The sequence below is a fragment of the Mycobacterium sp. SMC-18 genome (assembly GCF_045310895.1).
Taxonomy (GTDB): Bacteria; Actinomycetota; Actinomycetes; order Mycobacteriales; family Mycobacteriaceae; genus Mycobacterium.
Genome location: NZ_JBJIAL010000037.1, coordinates 1 through 15,677, shown reverse-complemented (window position 1 = coordinate 15,677; position 15,677 = coordinate 1). Strand labels below are relative to the sequence as shown.

General features: G+C 65.0%; 20 protein-coding genes. 5 read left to right on the top strand and 15 right to left on the bottom strand.

Annotated elements, in window-relative coordinates:
• Window positions 1–16: 16 nt before the first annotated feature.
• The 5 genes from ACJH6J_RS23830 to ACJH6J_RS23810 all read right to left on the bottom strand — a co-directional run bounded on the left by ACJH6J_RS23830 (window position 17) and on the right by ACJH6J_RS23810 (window position 3,260).
• A complete protein-coding gene (locus ACJH6J_RS23830; RefSeq protein WP_406775347.1) occupies window positions 17–295 on the bottom strand; it encodes a hypothetical protein in 279 nt (92 codons plus the stop codon).
• Window positions 296–338: 43 nt separating this feature from the next.
• Window positions 339–1,307: a conjugal transfer protein gene (locus ACJH6J_RS23825; RefSeq protein ID WP_406775346.1), complete on the bottom strand. Its 969-nt coding sequence runs from the start codon at window positions 1,305–1,307 to the stop codon at window positions 339–341.
• Window positions 1,304–1,900, bottom strand: a complete 597-nt coding sequence (locus ACJH6J_RS23820) for a hypothetical protein (protein ID WP_406775345.1) — start codon at window positions 1,898–1,900, stop codon at window positions 1,304–1,306. The genes ACJH6J_RS23825 and ACJH6J_RS23820 overlap by 4 nt, the downstream gene beginning before the upstream one ends.
• Window positions 1,901–1,971: 71 nt before the next feature.
• Window positions 1,972–2,970 (bottom strand): hypothetical protein, encoded by a 999-nt coding sequence (locus ACJH6J_RS23815; protein WP_406775344.1) that lies wholly within the window; start codon window positions 2,968–2,970, stop codon window positions 1,972–1,974.
• Complete coding sequence (locus ACJH6J_RS23810) at window positions 2,967–3,260, bottom strand: hypothetical protein (RefSeq protein ID WP_406775343.1); 294 nt, start codon at window positions 3,258–3,260, stop codon at window positions 2,967–2,969. The genes ACJH6J_RS23815 and ACJH6J_RS23810 overlap by 4 nt, the downstream gene beginning before the upstream one ends.
• A gap of 170 nt (window positions 3,261–3,430) precedes the next feature.
• Between ACJH6J_RS23810 and ACJH6J_RS23805 the strand changes: the two genes are divergently transcribed.
• The 4 genes from ACJH6J_RS23805 (at window position 3,431) to ACJH6J_RS23790 (ending at window position 5,315) form a co-directional block, all read left to right on the top strand.
• Complete coding sequence (locus ACJH6J_RS23805) at window positions 3,431–4,246, top strand: hypothetical protein (protein WP_406775342.1); 816 nt, start codon at window positions 3,431–3,433, stop codon at window positions 4,244–4,246.
• Window positions 4,247–4,281: 35 nt separating this feature from the next.
• The gene (locus ACJH6J_RS23800) at window positions 4,282–4,761 is read left to right on the top strand and encodes a hypothetical protein (RefSeq protein WP_406775341.1); all 480 of its coding nucleotides are present in this window, start codon (window positions 4,282–4,284) and stop codon (window positions 4,759–4,761) included.
• The gene (locus ACJH6J_RS23795) at window positions 4,754–5,074 is read left to right on the top strand and encodes a hypothetical protein (RefSeq protein WP_406775340.1); all 321 of its coding nucleotides are present in this window, start codon (window positions 4,754–4,756) and stop codon (window positions 5,072–5,074) included. Before ACJH6J_RS23800 ends, ACJH6J_RS23795 begins: the two co-directional genes overlap by 8 nt.
• A 64-nt stretch (window positions 5,075–5,138) precedes the next feature.
• Window positions 5,139–5,315 carry a hypothetical protein gene (locus tag ACJH6J_RS23790; RefSeq protein WP_406804626.1) on the top strand — a complete coding sequence of 59 codons (177 nt, stop codon included), beginning with the start codon at window positions 5,139–5,141 and terminating at the stop codon, window positions 5,313–5,315.
• A 9-nt stretch (window positions 5,316–5,324) separates the two neighbouring features.
• Here the strand turns inward: ACJH6J_RS23790 and ACJH6J_RS23785 are convergent, their stop codons facing one another.
• From ACJH6J_RS23785 to ACJH6J_RS23740, 10 genes are all read right to left on the bottom strand, one after another.
• A complete protein-coding gene (locus tag ACJH6J_RS23785; RefSeq protein WP_406775338.1) occupies window positions 5,325–6,611 on the bottom strand; it encodes a DUF1173 family protein in 1,287 nt (428 codons plus the stop codon).
• Window positions 6,611–7,213 carry a hypothetical protein gene (locus ACJH6J_RS23780; RefSeq protein WP_406775337.1) on the bottom strand — a complete coding sequence of 201 codons (603 nt, stop codon included), beginning with the start codon at window positions 7,211–7,213 and terminating at the stop codon, window positions 6,611–6,613. The genes ACJH6J_RS23785 and ACJH6J_RS23780 overlap by 1 nt, the downstream gene beginning before the upstream one ends.
• A gap of 464 nt (window positions 7,214–7,677) precedes the next feature.
• Window positions 7,678–8,229, bottom strand: coding sequence for a hypothetical protein (locus ACJH6J_RS23775; protein WP_406775336.1), 552 nt, complete (start codon window positions 8,227–8,229; stop codon window positions 7,678–7,680).
• 99 nt (window positions 8,230–8,328) lie between these two features.
• The gene (locus ACJH6J_RS23770; protein WP_406804625.1) at window positions 8,329–9,390 is read right to left on the bottom strand and encodes a phospholipase D-like domain-containing protein; all 1,062 of its coding nucleotides are present in this window, start codon (window positions 9,388–9,390) and stop codon (window positions 8,329–8,331) included.
• A complete protein-coding gene (locus ACJH6J_RS23765; RefSeq protein WP_406775334.1) occupies window positions 9,387–10,826 on the bottom strand; it encodes a type IV secretory system conjugative DNA transfer family protein in 1,440 nt (479 codons plus the stop codon). Before ACJH6J_RS23765 ends, ACJH6J_RS23770 begins: the two co-directional genes overlap by 4 nt.
• The gene (locus ACJH6J_RS23760; protein ID WP_406775333.1) at window positions 10,819–12,009 is read right to left on the bottom strand and encodes a hypothetical protein; all 1,191 of its coding nucleotides are present in this window, start codon (window positions 12,007–12,009) and stop codon (window positions 10,819–10,821) included. The genes ACJH6J_RS23765 and ACJH6J_RS23760 overlap by 8 nt, the downstream gene beginning before the upstream one ends.
• A gap of 34 nt (window positions 12,010–12,043) precedes the next feature.
• Window positions 12,044–12,862, bottom strand: a complete 819-nt coding sequence (locus ACJH6J_RS23755) for a hypothetical protein (RefSeq protein ID WP_406775332.1) — start codon at window positions 12,860–12,862, stop codon at window positions 12,044–12,046.
• 2 nt (window positions 12,863–12,864) lie between these two features.
• The gene (locus tag ACJH6J_RS23750) at window positions 12,865–13,398 is read right to left on the bottom strand and encodes a hypothetical protein (RefSeq protein ID WP_406775331.1); all 534 of its coding nucleotides are present in this window, start codon (window positions 13,396–13,398) and stop codon (window positions 12,865–12,867) included.
• Window positions 13,398–13,661, bottom strand: coding sequence for a hypothetical protein (locus ACJH6J_RS23745; protein WP_406804624.1), 264 nt, complete (start codon window positions 13,659–13,661; stop codon window positions 13,398–13,400). Before ACJH6J_RS23745 ends, ACJH6J_RS23750 begins: the two co-directional genes overlap by 1 nt.
• 113 nt (window positions 13,662–13,774) lie before the next feature.
• Window positions 13,775–14,665: an alpha/beta fold hydrolase gene (locus tag ACJH6J_RS23740; protein WP_406804623.1), complete on the bottom strand. Its 891-nt coding sequence runs from the start codon at window positions 14,663–14,665 to the stop codon at window positions 13,775–13,777.
• 395 nt (window positions 14,666–15,060) lie between these two features.
• On the opposite strand from ACJH6J_RS23740, the gene ACJH6J_RS23735 reads away from it, so the two are divergent.
• Complete coding sequence (locus ACJH6J_RS23735; RefSeq protein WP_406775328.1) at window positions 15,061–15,435, top strand: hypothetical protein; 375 nt, start codon at window positions 15,061–15,063, stop codon at window positions 15,433–15,435.
• Window positions 15,436–15,677: the final 242 nt, after the last annotated feature.

The window sequence follows — 15,677 nt, the reverse complement described above, 5'->3', positions numbered from 1 at the left end:
CCTCAGGTTTTAGGCGCTACTGCCCGTACTGGCCGCGCGTGATGCCGCCGGTGTGGTTGTCGATCGTCTGCTGTGCGGAGTTGACCAGACCAGCGGCTCCCAGCGTGATCGCCGCCAAGGCGATGGCGCCGATCAACTTGCCGGCGGCGGCTCCGAATCCTTTGTGGTAAGCGAAGATTGCGGTCAGAACGCCCACGATGAGCAGGCCGATCGCGCCGGGGACGCGAAAGTCGTTCCAGAATGTGACGGTGCCGGTGAGGAGGTCTCCTGCGGCCAGTGTGGTGGTGACGATCATGGTCGTTGTGCTCCTTTGGTGGTGAAACCCGAACTGCCGGTGGTCAGTTCGTCGATTGTTGGGCGCTCGTGACCGGTACGGGCACGATGTCGTCATTGAGGGACATCAGCGGTGAACGGTTGATCCCGGCAACCGCCCAGTGCCCGCCCACGCCGCGCAGGGTCAGCGGGTAGCTCATCGACACGTTCGCGTATTGCGAGGACAGCGCGGTGACCGCCGCGAGCACCTGCGCGGTCTGCCCGTCGGCGGGCTGCGCGGGCACGGCCGAGGCCGCGGTGACCGCGGTGACCACCGATATCGGGTTCCCTTTGTCGTCCTTGAGGGCCACGTACGGCGCGCCCAGGCTGGTCAACAACGAGTCCGACGTGACGAACTGCTCGACGCCTGTGGAGGCTGTCAGGTAGGCCGTGAGGAATCCCGAGACGACCTTGTAGGCGGGATCGGTCGGAGCCAGCGTCGTCGGGTAGTCCTGGGCGAGGTCCGCGCCCGGACCGGGCCCCTCGACGCGGTACGGCAGTCCTGCCGCGCGAGGACCGAATTTGGTCCACAGCACCGCGACCCGGTACATCGCGCGACTCGGTGCCGCCGCGTCGTAGGGCCGCTGGTTGATGCCGACGACCACCGAGTACACCTCGGCAGCATCGTCTTTGGCGGCGGTGCCTTCAGCCGTTACAGCCACCACCGTCGGGGAACCGATCACCAGCGCCGGGGTCGTCGGCAGATTCAGATGGGACGGGTCGACCGACACGAACTGGCCGAGCGCCTTACCGGTGGAGCTGGTGGCGGTCAGCCAGGTGGTGACGTAGTCCTCGGCGAACGAACTGACCACCGCGGACTTGTTCACAATGCTGCGCGCCGGCGTGACGACATCGGTGGGACGGCCGAAAGCGAAGTCCCACAGCGTGTTAAGACCACTGATCGCCGCCAGCACAATGATGACGATCGTGCCGTAGCGGCGCAGCGCCGACGACGATGCGCCCACCCGCCCTTGCCAGGTCTTGTTGAGCTTCATGCCGGCGCTCCCGCCATGCTGCCGACCGCCTCCCGCATGACCAGCGCAACGCTGCCGCGCTGAGCGGCGTCCGCGACAGCCCAACGGTCGATGCTTGGTTGCAGCTTCTCGTCGATATCGGCGACCGCCTGGGAGGCCGCGTGCCACCCGGAGGCTCCCTCAGTGTTCAAGCGATCGACCATCTCGCGCACCCACGGCATTCCTTCACCGTTGCCGCGCGTGGACGCCGCGTACACGAGCGCGGTCAGCGGTGCCACTGCCATAACGCGCCAGGTGACGTCGGCAGGTCCGTGCCCGCTGAGCGTGAGGACGTCTTCGGCGTAATCAGCTGCGCGGCTCAGTGATTCGAATCGCAGTTCGCGGCTGGCTGCGCGCATCCGGTGCTGCATGGCGGCGGCGTTTACATGCCACATGCCCAGCAACACGGCCACCGTCCACAGTGCGACCCAGGGCAACGTCCCCAAGGTTGCGGGTGTCATGTTCGCGGGAAACATCAGCTCCGGTCCGGCGCCGGCGACGACCATCGCTCCGAAGATGGCGGAGCACAAGGTCAGCGCGCGGCCCGTGGTTTGCAGCGCTCGTTGGTCGTGCATCCATCCCGGGATATTCCGATCCAGTCGAATGAGGTGCGGGAGCTCAGCGTCGATGCCGTGTTGATCCATCATCAAACCGCCTCGTGTCCAAGGATTTTCAGGGTGCTGATGGCGAACGTGGCATCAACCGGGTCACTGCCGTCACTGCCCTGGCTGCCCAGCGGGGACACGTTCGGCGGCGGGATTGGCGCTCCTGTGGTGTTTGAGTCGCCAAACACGCTGGCCAGGCCGCCACCGGGGCGCGGTGCTGTCGTGGGCGCAGCGGCCGGGTCCGCCGGCGGCCGCTCGGTCCAGCGGATCAGCATCTTGATCCGCGACACCAGCACGGGCTTGAGCGGCTGAATCGCTTCGCCGTGCACGTCCTTGGTGTCCTGCGTGATCGGCGTGATCGATGGGTTGTCCGGAAAGCTGTACTGCACCAGGCGTACAACCCGGTGCTGCGACCACTGCGTGACGCCGCTGGCGTCCTGCCCGACCCAGCCGCACGTGCAGGAGATGGCGGTCACCATGTAAGTGCGGCCCAGATCAAGCATGATCACCTGGCCGTCGCCGCCGCCCCGGACGCAGACGAACGCATTGTGCGGATCGGTCCCGCTCATGGTCTGTGCGGGCGTAGAGCCTTCCGCGCACGATCCGTTCGCATCGGCGGTGTACGGCAGTGAGCGGTCCCTACCGGGGCTGTCGGTAGCGGCCGCAGGGCTTGGCGGCGGTTTCGCGACCGCTACCGCCTGCGGCTCACTGAGCGACCCGCCACTATTCGGCGCGGGCTTGCTGTCATGGGAATACAGGATCACCGAGCCCGCCAGAGCAGCGACGACACCAGCGGCGACCAGCCCGCCGAAGCCCCACAGCAGCTTGTGATCAAACCGCTCTTTGGGCGGTCCGTCCTGCCCGGCGTCGAGGTCCACCGGCCCCGTCGGCGCGTCGTCATCGTCGTCAGCCATCAGTGCGGCGACATCGACATCGCCGAGGTCTTCGGCGTCGTGGTCATTGTCTGGGGTGCTGCTCTGCCCGTACTGCTGCAGACCGCGTCCCCAGTCCTCGTCGGAGAGTGCGTCGGAGGTGGTCATGAGGCCGCCCGGTGGCTGATCACGCGCATCGTTGATGCGCTGGGCTGACGGCGCTGCACCAGGGCAGGCGCCATGTCGACCACCACGGGCGACGGCGCCGTAACCGGTGCCGGACCCACCCACATCGACGGCCACGCCGGCACCGCACTCGGCACCTGGTGAACACCGCCGGTGGACAACGTGGTGTTCCGTGACTGCATGTTTTCGCGTCCCGGCCACGTCGGAATCGAGTCGACCATCGCCTGCGTGACCGGCGGCTTCGGACGCCCACCGCCACTGCATGCCAGCATCAGAAAAACGATAAATACCAGCGCAAACAGCACTAGCGCGCTGACTGTTGGCACTCCCACGAAAGCTCCCCTCGATTGCCTGGCGACAACAGTCGCTCCAGCGACTACCCTCACCTCTATGCCTGTCGAGTCTGACAGATCAAAGCAACAACGACAATAGGTGAACACACATGCGACAGATCACGCCTGATCGTTACGACGAACTGCGGCACGAATGGATCACCGAGCACGCCGGCATCTGGAACTTCCAAAAACGGCGCGGCGAGAAACTGAACCGGCAGATCCGCAAACGCACCCGCATGACAGCGGGCGCACGACCAAATCCCTATGACGACAACCTGACTCACCCCCACTGGGCTCGCAGAGGGTCCACCGTGGAAATCAGCCTGGAAGCAATCATCGTCCTGGCCAGCGCACTGCTCGCGCCCCTGGGATGGGCGGCAGGCAAGCTCCTATACGAGCTGACTGTCCAGTACATCCCGGCCCGGCTGCGCGCCTATCCGATCCCCGCGCTGTTCGCTACCGCCGTCGGCATCGGGGTCCTCACCGTCCTGCTCTACAGACCGGACGACTCCCTGTACCGGACTCTGCTTGCGCCGTACCTGCTGGCGCAGATACCCGCGACGTTCGCGGTCGCCGGCATCTACGGCATCTTGAACGGGTGGCTGGCCATCGACGGCTCCGCGACATGGTGGCCAATCACCCCGCCGCCGCCGCCGGTCGACCTCAATCTGCCGTTCGGCCCTGACGACCTCACGGCCCCACCGGTATTCGACGTCGGCGAACCACTATCGGCGGTCGACATGGCACCGGTCACCCAGATCACACAGTCCCTGCAATCACTGCACCTGGTCAAGACCGGCATAGCAGTCTGCGCCATCGGGGCCGCGTGGATGATCGGCGCGGTCGCGGTCGGCGTCAAAGATGCCCTCACCGACGCCGCTTCCACGACGTCGTGGACACTGCCAGCCCCGAGCGCGCGCTGAGCGCGAAACCTCAACCACTTCAAGGAGTTCGACACATGTTACCGACAACATCACTTCGACCATGGACCTTCGCGACCGCCGAGAACGGCGAGGGGCTAACGCACACCTGGATACGCGACTGGGCCACCGACCGCGACCGCCTTCATGCCGGCGCCGCGGCCGCGGGCTGGCAATCGCACTGCCTACTGGACGTCTACGACCACGCACTTCTGAGAACTCTGACGGTCACGGCAAGCTCGCGCGACAAACTCGCCAACCCGCGCCGCGAACCGCACATTCTGATCACCGTCGCCCCCCACATTCCGTGGACGCTCCAGCCCTTGCCGCAGCTGGCGGGCATGGGCCGCGCCATCAATATGCACCTCGCCGTCGTCTCCGACCACCTGCGCACAGCCAGATACGGATGCCCTTTCACTCCAGCTGAATTCGCCGACCAGATCGGAGGGTGGTACCCCGCCCCGCCGCCAGCACTCCCCCGCAGGTCCATGGGGACGGGGCAGCCCGAGCATGAGTGAAACCGCGGTCAACTTCCACGTCGCCAGCGTGACAGTCCGGCACGCCGGTCTGGGCAGCGATGGATGGTTCGTCTCGATCGACGGGCACGAGCTCAGCGGCGGCGGTAGCTCCCTAAGTGAGGTACAAGCCGCGCTCTGGAACACCCCCGTTGCTGGCGGTATCGCTACCGTCGCCGAATGCGGCTCGATTCCTGTTCCACATCAGGCAGCCGGGCGCGTGGCGTCGATGACTTTGGCTGATCTGTCGATGGTCCCGGGCGGCGACGCCGTGACTGTGGCGGTACGAGACGGCGACGACCCGTGCGCAGTCTGAGAACAACCACTGGCTGTCTGAACCGCCTCGTACACTCACTCACCAACCGGGAAGGCGGACCAGCGTGACACCCTCCGAGACGCCCAGCAGCTCCGACATCAACATCATGTCGGTTTTCATCGCCGCCGGCGCAGACCCCGACCGCCTTGCCCGCTGGATGCGCGAGAACACCGACACCCAGACGCCGGTCCACGCCCTTGCCACAGCCGGTGAAGCGCTACGGGCACAACACCGTCGGTAGCGGCGCACCTCATAAGCCGGAGCCCTCAGACGGGGGTTCAATATCAGCGTCGGACTGCTCGGTCGAAGGGCTCCGCGCCGCGCGGTCAGACATCGTGAGAGGAAGGTCGGGCATGTCCTCGTCGGTGCGCCAGTTCCACACCGACACACCGGCAATCGACTCCTCGCCGTCAGCGTCGCCCGCGGGGCGGTCGATGAACGCCGCTACTGGCGGTGTGGTGTCGGTGAACGTGAGCGACGCCATGGTTGTTGCGCTTCCGTTGTACGCCAGCACTTTCCGGAACGACCGTCCCGCGTCGACAGCGGTGCTCAGCAAGGTGCGGTCAGCATCGCCGGTGAACGGCAGCCAGTTGCGGTCCGTGGTCATCAGTGACAACTGTTCGACGGTCGCATACCCGGCCCGCGACACCGAAAAGGTGCAGATCGCCACCAGGCGCACATCGCCCGGCTCCGACATCTGCCAGTGTTCCAATTCGACGGCAAATCGCTTGGCGAGCTTGCGGTACAAATCCTCCTCGAGGAACCACGGATGCCCCGGCAGGTGCCGGATCTGGAGCTTGAATCCGTGACTGGTCGCTTCCAGCGCCTTGACCTCGCCCACTCCGATGAGCAGCTGCGTGGTTTTACCCGGTTGCCGCCGCGCTGTTGCCCACGCCTTGATGCGGCGCTGTTCCAGCTCAGCCTTACGGTCGGCCGAAAACGGCTCGGGTACGAACAACGCAGGCCCGAGCGGATTCTTACGAACCAGCTTGCCGTCCACCGCCATTCGCAGACGACGGTGGACCACCGCCCAGGAACGATGTCCAGCGAAACTTGGCTGCCACGTCGTCAATTCGGCTTCGTCCCACAAATAGTGCAGCACCGCCTTTAGAGACAACTTGTTGCCGCTGGCTTGAACGGTGTCCGATGGAGTTCCCGAAGGCTCGGGCGCTGCGCGACCAGCGGATTTGGACAGCGAAAACCCCAGGCGCAGCACCGTTGTTCCGTCCGCAGGGTTGTCCACGATGGACTGCTCAGCTACCGCGCCGTATCCGGACAGTTCTTCCGGCGGCAGCCAGGACCGGCACCGATGGTGATGGCTGCCTGCGGTACCCGGCATCCGCTTGACGATGAGCTCGTGCCCGCTGCTGGCGATGTACATCGGCACAGGCGGATACTGGCACAGGCACAGCGGCCGTACATGAAGTGCTTTGGCAGCACTGAGGACCTGCTGCGACGATAAGGAGTGCACGTCGTGGATGCGGCGGCCCTCCACCTCAAACCCTGTGGGCTGTTGGCCGTCCAGCGTTGGTGTCATTACTGCCGCCCTTCCCTTCGCGACGCGAATGAATCGCGCTGCCCTGAGGGAACTTCCGGTGTGAACACGGCTGCGGGGTCGTCGATGAGCATGCCGGCGCTGAGCGGTGCGTGCTCAGCCGGACGTGGCCAGCAGCGAACCGCGACGCCAAGGACTCCGCCCAGGAGCACAGCGGCGGTGAGCGACCATAACGCCGGCTCTTTCACTGCCTCGAACAGGTGAGGCAGATAGGCGCGGTAGTCGAAGTCGGTCGCAAACGGAATATCGGGGTCGGGCGGTGCGTGTCGGTCGCTCAGCATGATTTCGGGCAGCGCAAGAACCGCGAACGGGGCCGTCATGACCAGCACTAGCGCACTCGTGAGGGCTGAGCCGAATTCTCCTAACACGGTACTGAATACCGCGAACGTGCCCAGGCACACGATGGTGACAGCGAGGGACACCTGGACCCCGATCGTGCACCAGGCTAGGTCGGTCTCGCTGACATGCAGCCATGCAGGTACGTCACGCCGGGGAGTGGTGGTGAGGCCGACGAGGACGCTGCCCGGTCCAATAACGATGAGGGCGGTGGCGCCGGCAAGTTCCAGCCAGCCAGGCTTTTGCATCAGCGCTTTCCTTTCGTGAGCACTTGGTCGTCTCCGAACAGTGCGAGCTGGACCGGATGCCGGCGGACTTTCTGGCGGACCGCTGGTTTGGTCCGGGATTCTCGGTGGGCGACCTCTGCAATGGCGGCTGTGGCGATCGCCGGCGGCACGGCGTGGGGGTGCGGGCTTGATTCAATGACTAGTCGCATGGCCGGGGGCACGAGCTTCCAGTGTGGCCCGCACATGAAACCGGTGCACGGGGTGTCGCAGTCGTTTGCGTGGCACGTGCCCGATGCTGAGCTGTTCTGAGACATACGTTCTCCGTGGTGCGATTGGCTGGTGTTCATCGACGTTGGGCGGGTGCTGTTGGACCCGGCGGCCCGGCCGCTGCGGTGCGGAGGCGAGATGGTGGGAATGTCTTCGTCAAACTCGGGGTCGTCGTCGGCGATCAGGAGCGCCGTGGCAGGCAGGAGGCTCATGGCCGCTCACTTCGACGGCAGCAGGGAGAGGGCGCGGGCGTTCTCGATGGCGTCGGCGGCGACCGATGGCCACACCGCCGCATTGTGACCATCGGTATGCCAGGTGCAGCCCTGTCCACCGGCGCTGATCGGCGCATCGCACACTTGGCTGTGGTGCCATGGGCAGCCGGCGCTGAATCGTTCGATGGCGGCGCGCAGTGACGGGTGCGCGGAGACGGATAGCACGATCGTGCCGGTGGTGCTGTGGTAGTGCCAGCGGCTCGATGCGACACCGAGTTCGCGTAATTGTGCAGCAACAGAGGCTAATTCGCATTCAGGCAGGGTGCCGATACCACACTCTGTCGGACGTGGCCTCCATCGGGGAATGCGGGCATCGAGGACGATGAGCGGGTGTCCCTCCATGCCGACGGGAAGGAAGCGCACGATCCGGTCTCCGCTGATGATCCGGACGCCGCAGCGTTCGACGAGAGCGGTGTCGGGTTGCTCGGTGGCATAGAGCCAGCAGAGCCCAGCGTCGAGCGCGGCGCGGAACGTGGGTGCGGCCAGGGTGGTGCTCATGTTGATGCTCCTTGATTACGCTCGCCGACGATGTTCGGCGCGGTGTGATCGGTTCCTATGGCGGCAGGTTCAACGGTGGGCATGATGGTCTCCTTGTTGTCACGCCGGCGTGGCTTTGTCGAAGTCGGCGGCGAATTGGTTGTGTACTGCCGCAACAATGTTCGGGGCAGCGGCCTTGTCGAGCCGGATGGACAGCTCCCGGTTTTCGGTCAGGCTCTTGGTGGATAGGTTCTGGCTGCCGATGATGAGGGAATCGTCTGTCAGGACGATCTTTTCGTGCATATACAGAGCGTTGGGCGACTTGGGCAGGACGCGTACGGCACAGCCGGCGTCCTTGACTTGAGTGACGGCGGGCGTGTCCGCGTCGTCGGCGTTGAGCACGATTTTGCAGGGGACGCCGCGGCGGGCGGCCTGAGCGATGGAAATCGCTGCAGCGTGGTCTTTTAGCTCTTCGCTGGTCACGTTCAGCACGTCGTGCGCGGCGTTGATGGTGCGGATGTATTCGGCTCGGGCGGCGGGCGACCAGATCAGGCCGGGTGCGGCAATGGCCTGTGATAGGCGGCCGGTGTCGGTTACGGCGTTGTCTGCGTCGAATGTCGCGGCGACTGCCGAGACCTGTTCGGGCACAGTAGAAACGATCATGGCGTCGCGTCCGGTTGGGTAGTATTTCGCGTCGAAGTTGGCGGTGCTGATGATGGCGGTGTCGTCGTCGATCACGACCGACTTCTGATGCACGATGGTGCGCGCTGGTGCCCATTTGACGTCTACCCCGGCAGCTCGCAGCCGCGTGTAGGCCGGTTGGTTCACTTGCTGTCCGTGAAATGCGCTGTCCAGCAATACCTTGACGTCGTCGCCGCGGGTTTTCGCGTTCTCGAGCGATTTCTCAATGGCGTCGTCCGCCAGTTCGTAGATGACGACGCGGACCGACTTTTTGGCGCCGTCGATGTGTGAACTGATGGTGCTGTAGCCGGCCTGGGGCTCCTGGATCAGGGTGTACGGCCCGTCGGTGATTCCCGTTGTGCTGGAGCCAGTCAGGCCGGGGATGGGTAGGTGGCTGCACCCGGCGACCGTGATGGTCACGGCGGCGAGGGCGGCTCGGGTGAGGTTCTTCAACGGTTGATCTCTCGTTGTGATGGTCGGATGTGTTGTGCCGTCGGTCATTCACCGACGATGAATTGCCGTAGTCGGTTCATGCGGCTGGCTGCTGGGCTAGGTCGGGTTGACGCTGCTGGCACGAGTGGCGCTCGGCCAGCTCGTCGGAGCGCGGCTGCGCTCGCCTGGTCGTATAGGACCCGGAACCGGCTCCAGTCGGGAATCTCGACGCAGTGGCCGAGACCGCCGCGAATAATCAGTCGGGCGTGTTCGCGGTCGGGAGGCAGCAGCTCCTGCCATCGCAACCCTGCACCGAAGTCGCTGTTCAGGCTGCGGTGACCGTCCGCCTGCCCGAAGCTCTCCGATCGGCGGAAGGTTAGGCCAGACCAGCTTTCGGGGCCGGTGAGCAGCTTTTCTTCATGTGCGCCGAACATGATGATGTTCGCCGGAAAAATCTTGCGGAGCTCGTTGGCGTACACCGGGCCATAGACAGTGTCGAGCTGTTCTGAGTCCTGCACGCAGGCCAGTACATTGACCCCCAGCCCGCGACCTTCCCCGATAATGCGGCGAAGACTCGGCAGCGGCGCGGTGTTGGGTAGCTCGTCGATCGCGATGAGGAGCCGGTGCATCTGCTCTCGCTGCGCGGTCTTTTCTCGCCAGCGTCGGTAGAGAGATTCGAGCATTGTCACCGCTGCGCCGGCCACGGTGCCGTCGGCGGGCGCGAGGATGAACACGGTCGCTTGTGGGTGATCAAGGAACGAGGGATCAAATGTCCACGGGATGTCGCTGCCCATGGCAATGTTCAGGCTCATGCGCAACCAGGGGGTGATCGCCTTGCGCATCGTGATTGCCACCGAATCACGCTGCCGCGCTTCCATGTTCAGGATTTTCGTCATCCCGATGGCGAGCACTTCATACTGGTGGCACAGGGCCGCCGCTTGCAACCACCCCGGTTCGGCGGCGCCTTTCTCGGTGGTGTCCATGTTGTCGACGGCCTTGAGTACCCAGTCCATGCCCATGCCGTTACCGTTGGGCGATGCCGCGTAGAGGAAGGCGGCCAACGGGCCGGAGGCCTGTGACTCCCACACTCCCCCGTCGGAGACTTGGTCAGCGCCGCTGCCCATGCCGACAGTGGCCATCTGCATGATGTTTTCAGCGATGGTCAGCGCCTCTAGCGGCGTTTCAATGGTGGTGGTCGGGTCGTAGATCATCGACTGAACCCCGGCCGGGTAGGTCGGGTTGGCGATGGGCCGGAAGTCGATCACTGCGGTCGGCCCGTGCCGGCACTGCATCACCAAGTCGATGATGTCGTCTTTACTGTTCACGACCAGCGCCGGTCCGCCCCACAACGAAATCGCGGGGGCGAGAAGGCGGCGGGTTTTACCTGTCTCGGTTGGTGCGGAGATGAGGCAGTGTGCGGCCGTGCGCGGTACATAGAGCTGGTCGCGGCCGTTGACTTGGCGTCGCATGAAGCCGAGATACGGTGTCTGGGGCTCCTTATACATCCGTCGACGCCCCCCAGGATGACTGCGCCCGCAGTACGCGCAGGTGTCCGTAGATTGCGCAGAACGGTGGTGCGCTGCGCGCCACGATGTTCAGAACGAACATCGCAACCAGGCACCAACCCAGCTCGGAGGGCTCCGGTGTGCCGTTGGCCGCCGCGAGCACGACTAGCATGCCGAAAACCAGCACGGTTTTTTCAGCGAACAGGTACACGAACGGGAGGATCACGGTCATCGCCCAGGCGATCGGATCGGCACGACGCGGCAGTGGCCGCGCCCCGTGCACCGTCTCGAGCAGTGCGAGCAGCCCCAACGCGGACATCGTGAGCAGCATCACCGGCGGCGCGAGGATGGCGCTAATCAGCCTGTGGCCGGCCAACAGCACCGGATCGATGAACGCGAATGGGGTGACGTGCGTGTGGATGTAGACGTGCGTGAAGACGGCACACCAGGCGATGACAATCGTCATCACGATGGTCCGGGCAGTCTTCGTGGCGTAATGGACGGCGCCAGAGAACGATTCGATCAGAGGGCGTCCCACGACCGTCACCCATGAGCGCACCGCACGGGCGGTGTGCACTGGCCGATCCCAACCGAGTGCGTGAGCCCACCGAGGCACGGGAGCGACACCGTCGGTGGCGGCAGCCGGCCGGAGTTCCTCGTCGATGTCTTCGTCCAAGCCGCCCCAAGCCTCCCATCGCTCGGTGATGTCGTACCGCGCCAACATGCAGTCCAGGTCGTCGTATTCGATGCACAGCTTCCCGGTCACGTCGTGTACGACGGCCGCCGCTACGTGGCGCTTGGGCAAGTCAGGGCTGATCCAGAAGGCCACGACCGTTGCGGTTAAGGCCCGCACCTCGTTCTCGTCTTCGACGGCCGACGATGGGTCGTACTTCATGACCGCTACGAGCGTCGTGGCCTGACGGTGGACGTCGCGCAACTTCCGGAGGCTGCGATAGCCGTAAGCGCCGCAGCGGCAATCGTCAGCCGGTTCGCAATGTCCCGCCGGCTCGCAGATGGCATTGGCGTACATGCTGTCAACCCATCGGGCCTGATGTGAGGTCGCCGCAACAGGCAGTAGGGACCACTTCTCGACGTCAATTTCAAAGGTGCACACGGCGTAGGCCGCCTGTGGGGCGACCACTTTCATGATGGTCTGTTCGGGGTTGTCAGCCAGAGAGGTCATTGCACGCTCCTGCGCGGTCGAAGGGAACGGGGTGTCAGCGCAGATCGCCGAATAGACTCCAGGTGGTCACCGTCAGGTCTGGGTGTTCGCGCTCGACGATGGGATGCCAGCAGTGCCGGCAGGTGCCGATCAGCCAGTCGCCGTCACCGCAGGCATCGGACAGGTGGACGTCGAGGACGTGGTCTTGGTCGGGAGACCCGCTGCACCCTGACGGGTCCAGCAGCGCGAATGCCTCACCGGCTGTCCTGGGGCTGTCGTGGCGCCCAGCGGCGGCGCGCATCGCGCTCAACGCGGCGGACGTGTCATCGCTGGCCAGCCAACGCCGCATCACCGCGCGGTCGAAGACCGCCGGCCGCGCGAAGTTCCGATTGTCGGCCCGCAGCAGGTCCTCCACCGACGCGCCGTATCGGCCTTCTGCGCCGCGCACCGCGTGCTGGGCCAGATCGAGAAGGTCACCCCAGTTGGGCAGGATCGGCTCGGCCGGGCGCCCGGTTGGGCCGCTGGCCAGGGGCGGCAGTCCATAGCTCGGGTTCGCGCGGATGAACTCTTCCAGCAGCGGCCCGTGGTCGGCGATGACATGAAATCCGTCTGCCGCCAAACGATCACGCAGGACCGGATCGGCGATGAAGCTGTCGAACGCGGCGGTTGCGGTTGACCACCCCGATTCGCGCCGATGCCAGCCCCACACCTGATTGTGCGCATCGAGCAGCGCCCAGCCCGGCGTGCGCCGTGTCAGGAACAGGATGTCGTGTCCGGACCAGATCCCCAACAGGTCGCCGTGTTCGCCGCCGCGCAGCGGGCGCACGTATCGAAAGACCGTTTCATTGATCGCCGCCGTCATCAGAGCTGTCATCGTCAAATCCCTTGGTCTAGTCTGCTTTTGGTGTCGCTGAGTTGCCCGTCGGTGGCGTTGGAGTACTCTCCGCATCCGCCTGCGCCGAAGTTCTGCCACGGAATGAACCGCCACGTTCCGTCACGCCGGGGGCAGAAGAATCCCCATGCCTGGGTGCGGCGACCGGTCAAAACGATGGTCAGGCACGTCTGCTCTCGGCCGGTGTCGTCGCGAAGAAGCTGTACGCGGTGGCGGTGACCGGCACGTCGAAACGCCAGGCTCCCCGGGCCGCGCCAATGCGCACCGTTCTCGGTGACCTCGGTGTAGGACCCTGAAACGATCAGCGTTGCGAAGCTCCACGGGTGCGAATGCAAGGCGGGTGCATCATCGGAGCCAACGAAGCGATGCAGATACAAGTTATGCCAACGATTTCTCGGCACGAGGAAGTATCGGTGCAGATACACGCCCCGCTCGGAGCGGATAACCTGGTGCGGTCGTCCACTGAGAAGTGTACGCAGCCACGGTTTTTCGGTGGGGGTGCTGACAATGGCGCTCATCAGCGCTCACCTCGCCGGTTGACGCATCGGCGATGGCAGACCTCACAGCGCAGCATGCCAGGGCTGTACGGCACGGCGGCGCACTCCACGCACAGGCCACGGCGGTACGCCTCATCAGCGGACAGGTGTTCGCCGGCCGTGGCGATACCGGCCACCCTCCGCGCATAAGCGACCGCCTCAAAAGTGAAGGGGCCGAACACATCCACGGTGAGGCCGTGCTGCTCATACCACTGGTACAGCGCATCACGCACCGCCCCGTTCACCCCGCCAGCGAACACGGCCTCAACACTCACCCCGCTCGGCGACGCTGTCGGTGTGCGGGACGCCGCGTGAGGTACCTGAGAATCAGCTCGCGGACGCTCAGCAAGGGCCATGATCACGCGCCCACCCCGCTCACGACAGTGCGCAGCGACCGCACGACAGCTGCGATTTCGTCCGCGACCTGCACGGGGCGCTCGTGCAAGAGCATGTGCCCAGCGCCGTGGAACTGACGATGCCGGGCACCGGGAATCGCGCTGGCCATCTCGTACGCATGCGCTGCGGGTGTCACGGTGTCCGCGTCACCGCTCAAAATGGTGGTGGCGGCACCAATATTGCCCAAGACAGCACGCTGGTCGAAGCGGCGCAGATGCGGCAGGAACCCCGCAGCGGTGCTCAGCGCCGTCGTCGACAGCGCCGCACTGCACATCGAGCACAGCACACGTCGCTCGGCGCGAGCGCATCCCCGGCACAGCCCGACCAGCTCGCAGACCGGCCGTGAAAGTGCTCGCACCGCGTGCTCAGCCGCGTAAGCGGGGGTGTGCGCCACCAACGCGGACAGGAAATCCGGTGCAGGAGTGGACAACAACCGCCCCAATCCGCGATCGCACAGTTTTCCCGCAGCGGTGGCCACCAGCACCAGCCCCTGCGGGCGCACAGGCTGTCGATCAACCGATCGCGCGCTGTACGTCATCGCCGCCATGCCACCCAGCGAGTGTCCGGCGACCGTAAGAGAGCCGCTCACCCGCAGCGCCATGAGCACATCGGTGAAGTCGTCGGCGAGCTGTTCGACGTGATACGTGCTCATCGGCGCGCAGCTAGAGTCGCCGTGACCACGGTGGTCGTATCGGATTACCCGCACCGCGCAGCCGAGCAGTTCGTGCAGCGCCTTGTCGATCACCTGCCAACTGCCGGCGCCCTGGCACAGGCCATGCAGAAGCGCGACCGTGTGCTCGGCATCAACTGGGCCGCTGTCATACACGGCCAGGGATACACCGTCGCGGGTCAAGATGGTCTGGTGCACCGAGCGCGCCGCGCGTGCGGCGTGCGGCACGGTGCACACGGTCATCGCGGTCGCCTCGCTGAGGAGAGCGATCCAGCGCTACCGCCTGGCCGCAGCTGTTCACGTCGACGCTGCAATCCAGGGTTGTTCACGCGGAGTCGAAGCGACCGCTCGGCATCGGCAGTCAAAGGTCGGTACGCCCGTGATCGAGACCGAATCCAAACTGGCACAGTGCTATTTGAATCAACACCAGGAGCTCCCTGCGCGAGGGCGCTGGAATCCTCGGCGCCCGCGCGTGGTGTGTCCATCGCTTCATGATGTCAGAGAGAAGCAGGTAACACAACCCGTAAACATGCTAATGTTTACGCAAAGTTGATTGATTTACCGCCGTGGAGGACACCATGACTGTCGAACCCACCACCGCTCGTGAAGCGCTCGACGAGGCCCGCTTGGACATCGCCGCCGCGCAAGACGCGCTCCGCGACGGCGACGACCTTCGCCGTGCCCAGTACGCCCAAGCAGCCATCGACAGCGCCGCCACCACGCTGCTCGACCCCGCCGCGATCCGCCGCGAAGTGCTGGCCGCGAGGTTCTTCCTGAGCGCCGGCTTGGCACTGGACGGACGGGCCAACACCTGCGGTGCGGACAGCATCCACACTGACGAGGAAGCCTCCGGGCTAAGCCCTGAGGACCAAGCCTGGCTGCGCAACTACCTCCAGACGCGCAAACAGCGAACCCTCCATGCGCTCAGCGCGGATAACTCCATCGGGCTGTAGGCAAACGCGAACCGCGTTCGCCCAAACGCGGTCTGCCACAACCCATTCACGCCAGAACCATCGAACCGAAACAGGAGCGGGGAACGCATGGACCGCAACGACGACGTGCTGTCCAACTGCCTGCCGGTAACGCGGGGTGTGCGCACACGACTGCTCGCCATCCTCTGTTGACGACGCCTGAAAACTGACCCCCTGTCGACGGGTGAATTTTGACCCCCGTCATTGATAGGAGGGTGATTTCA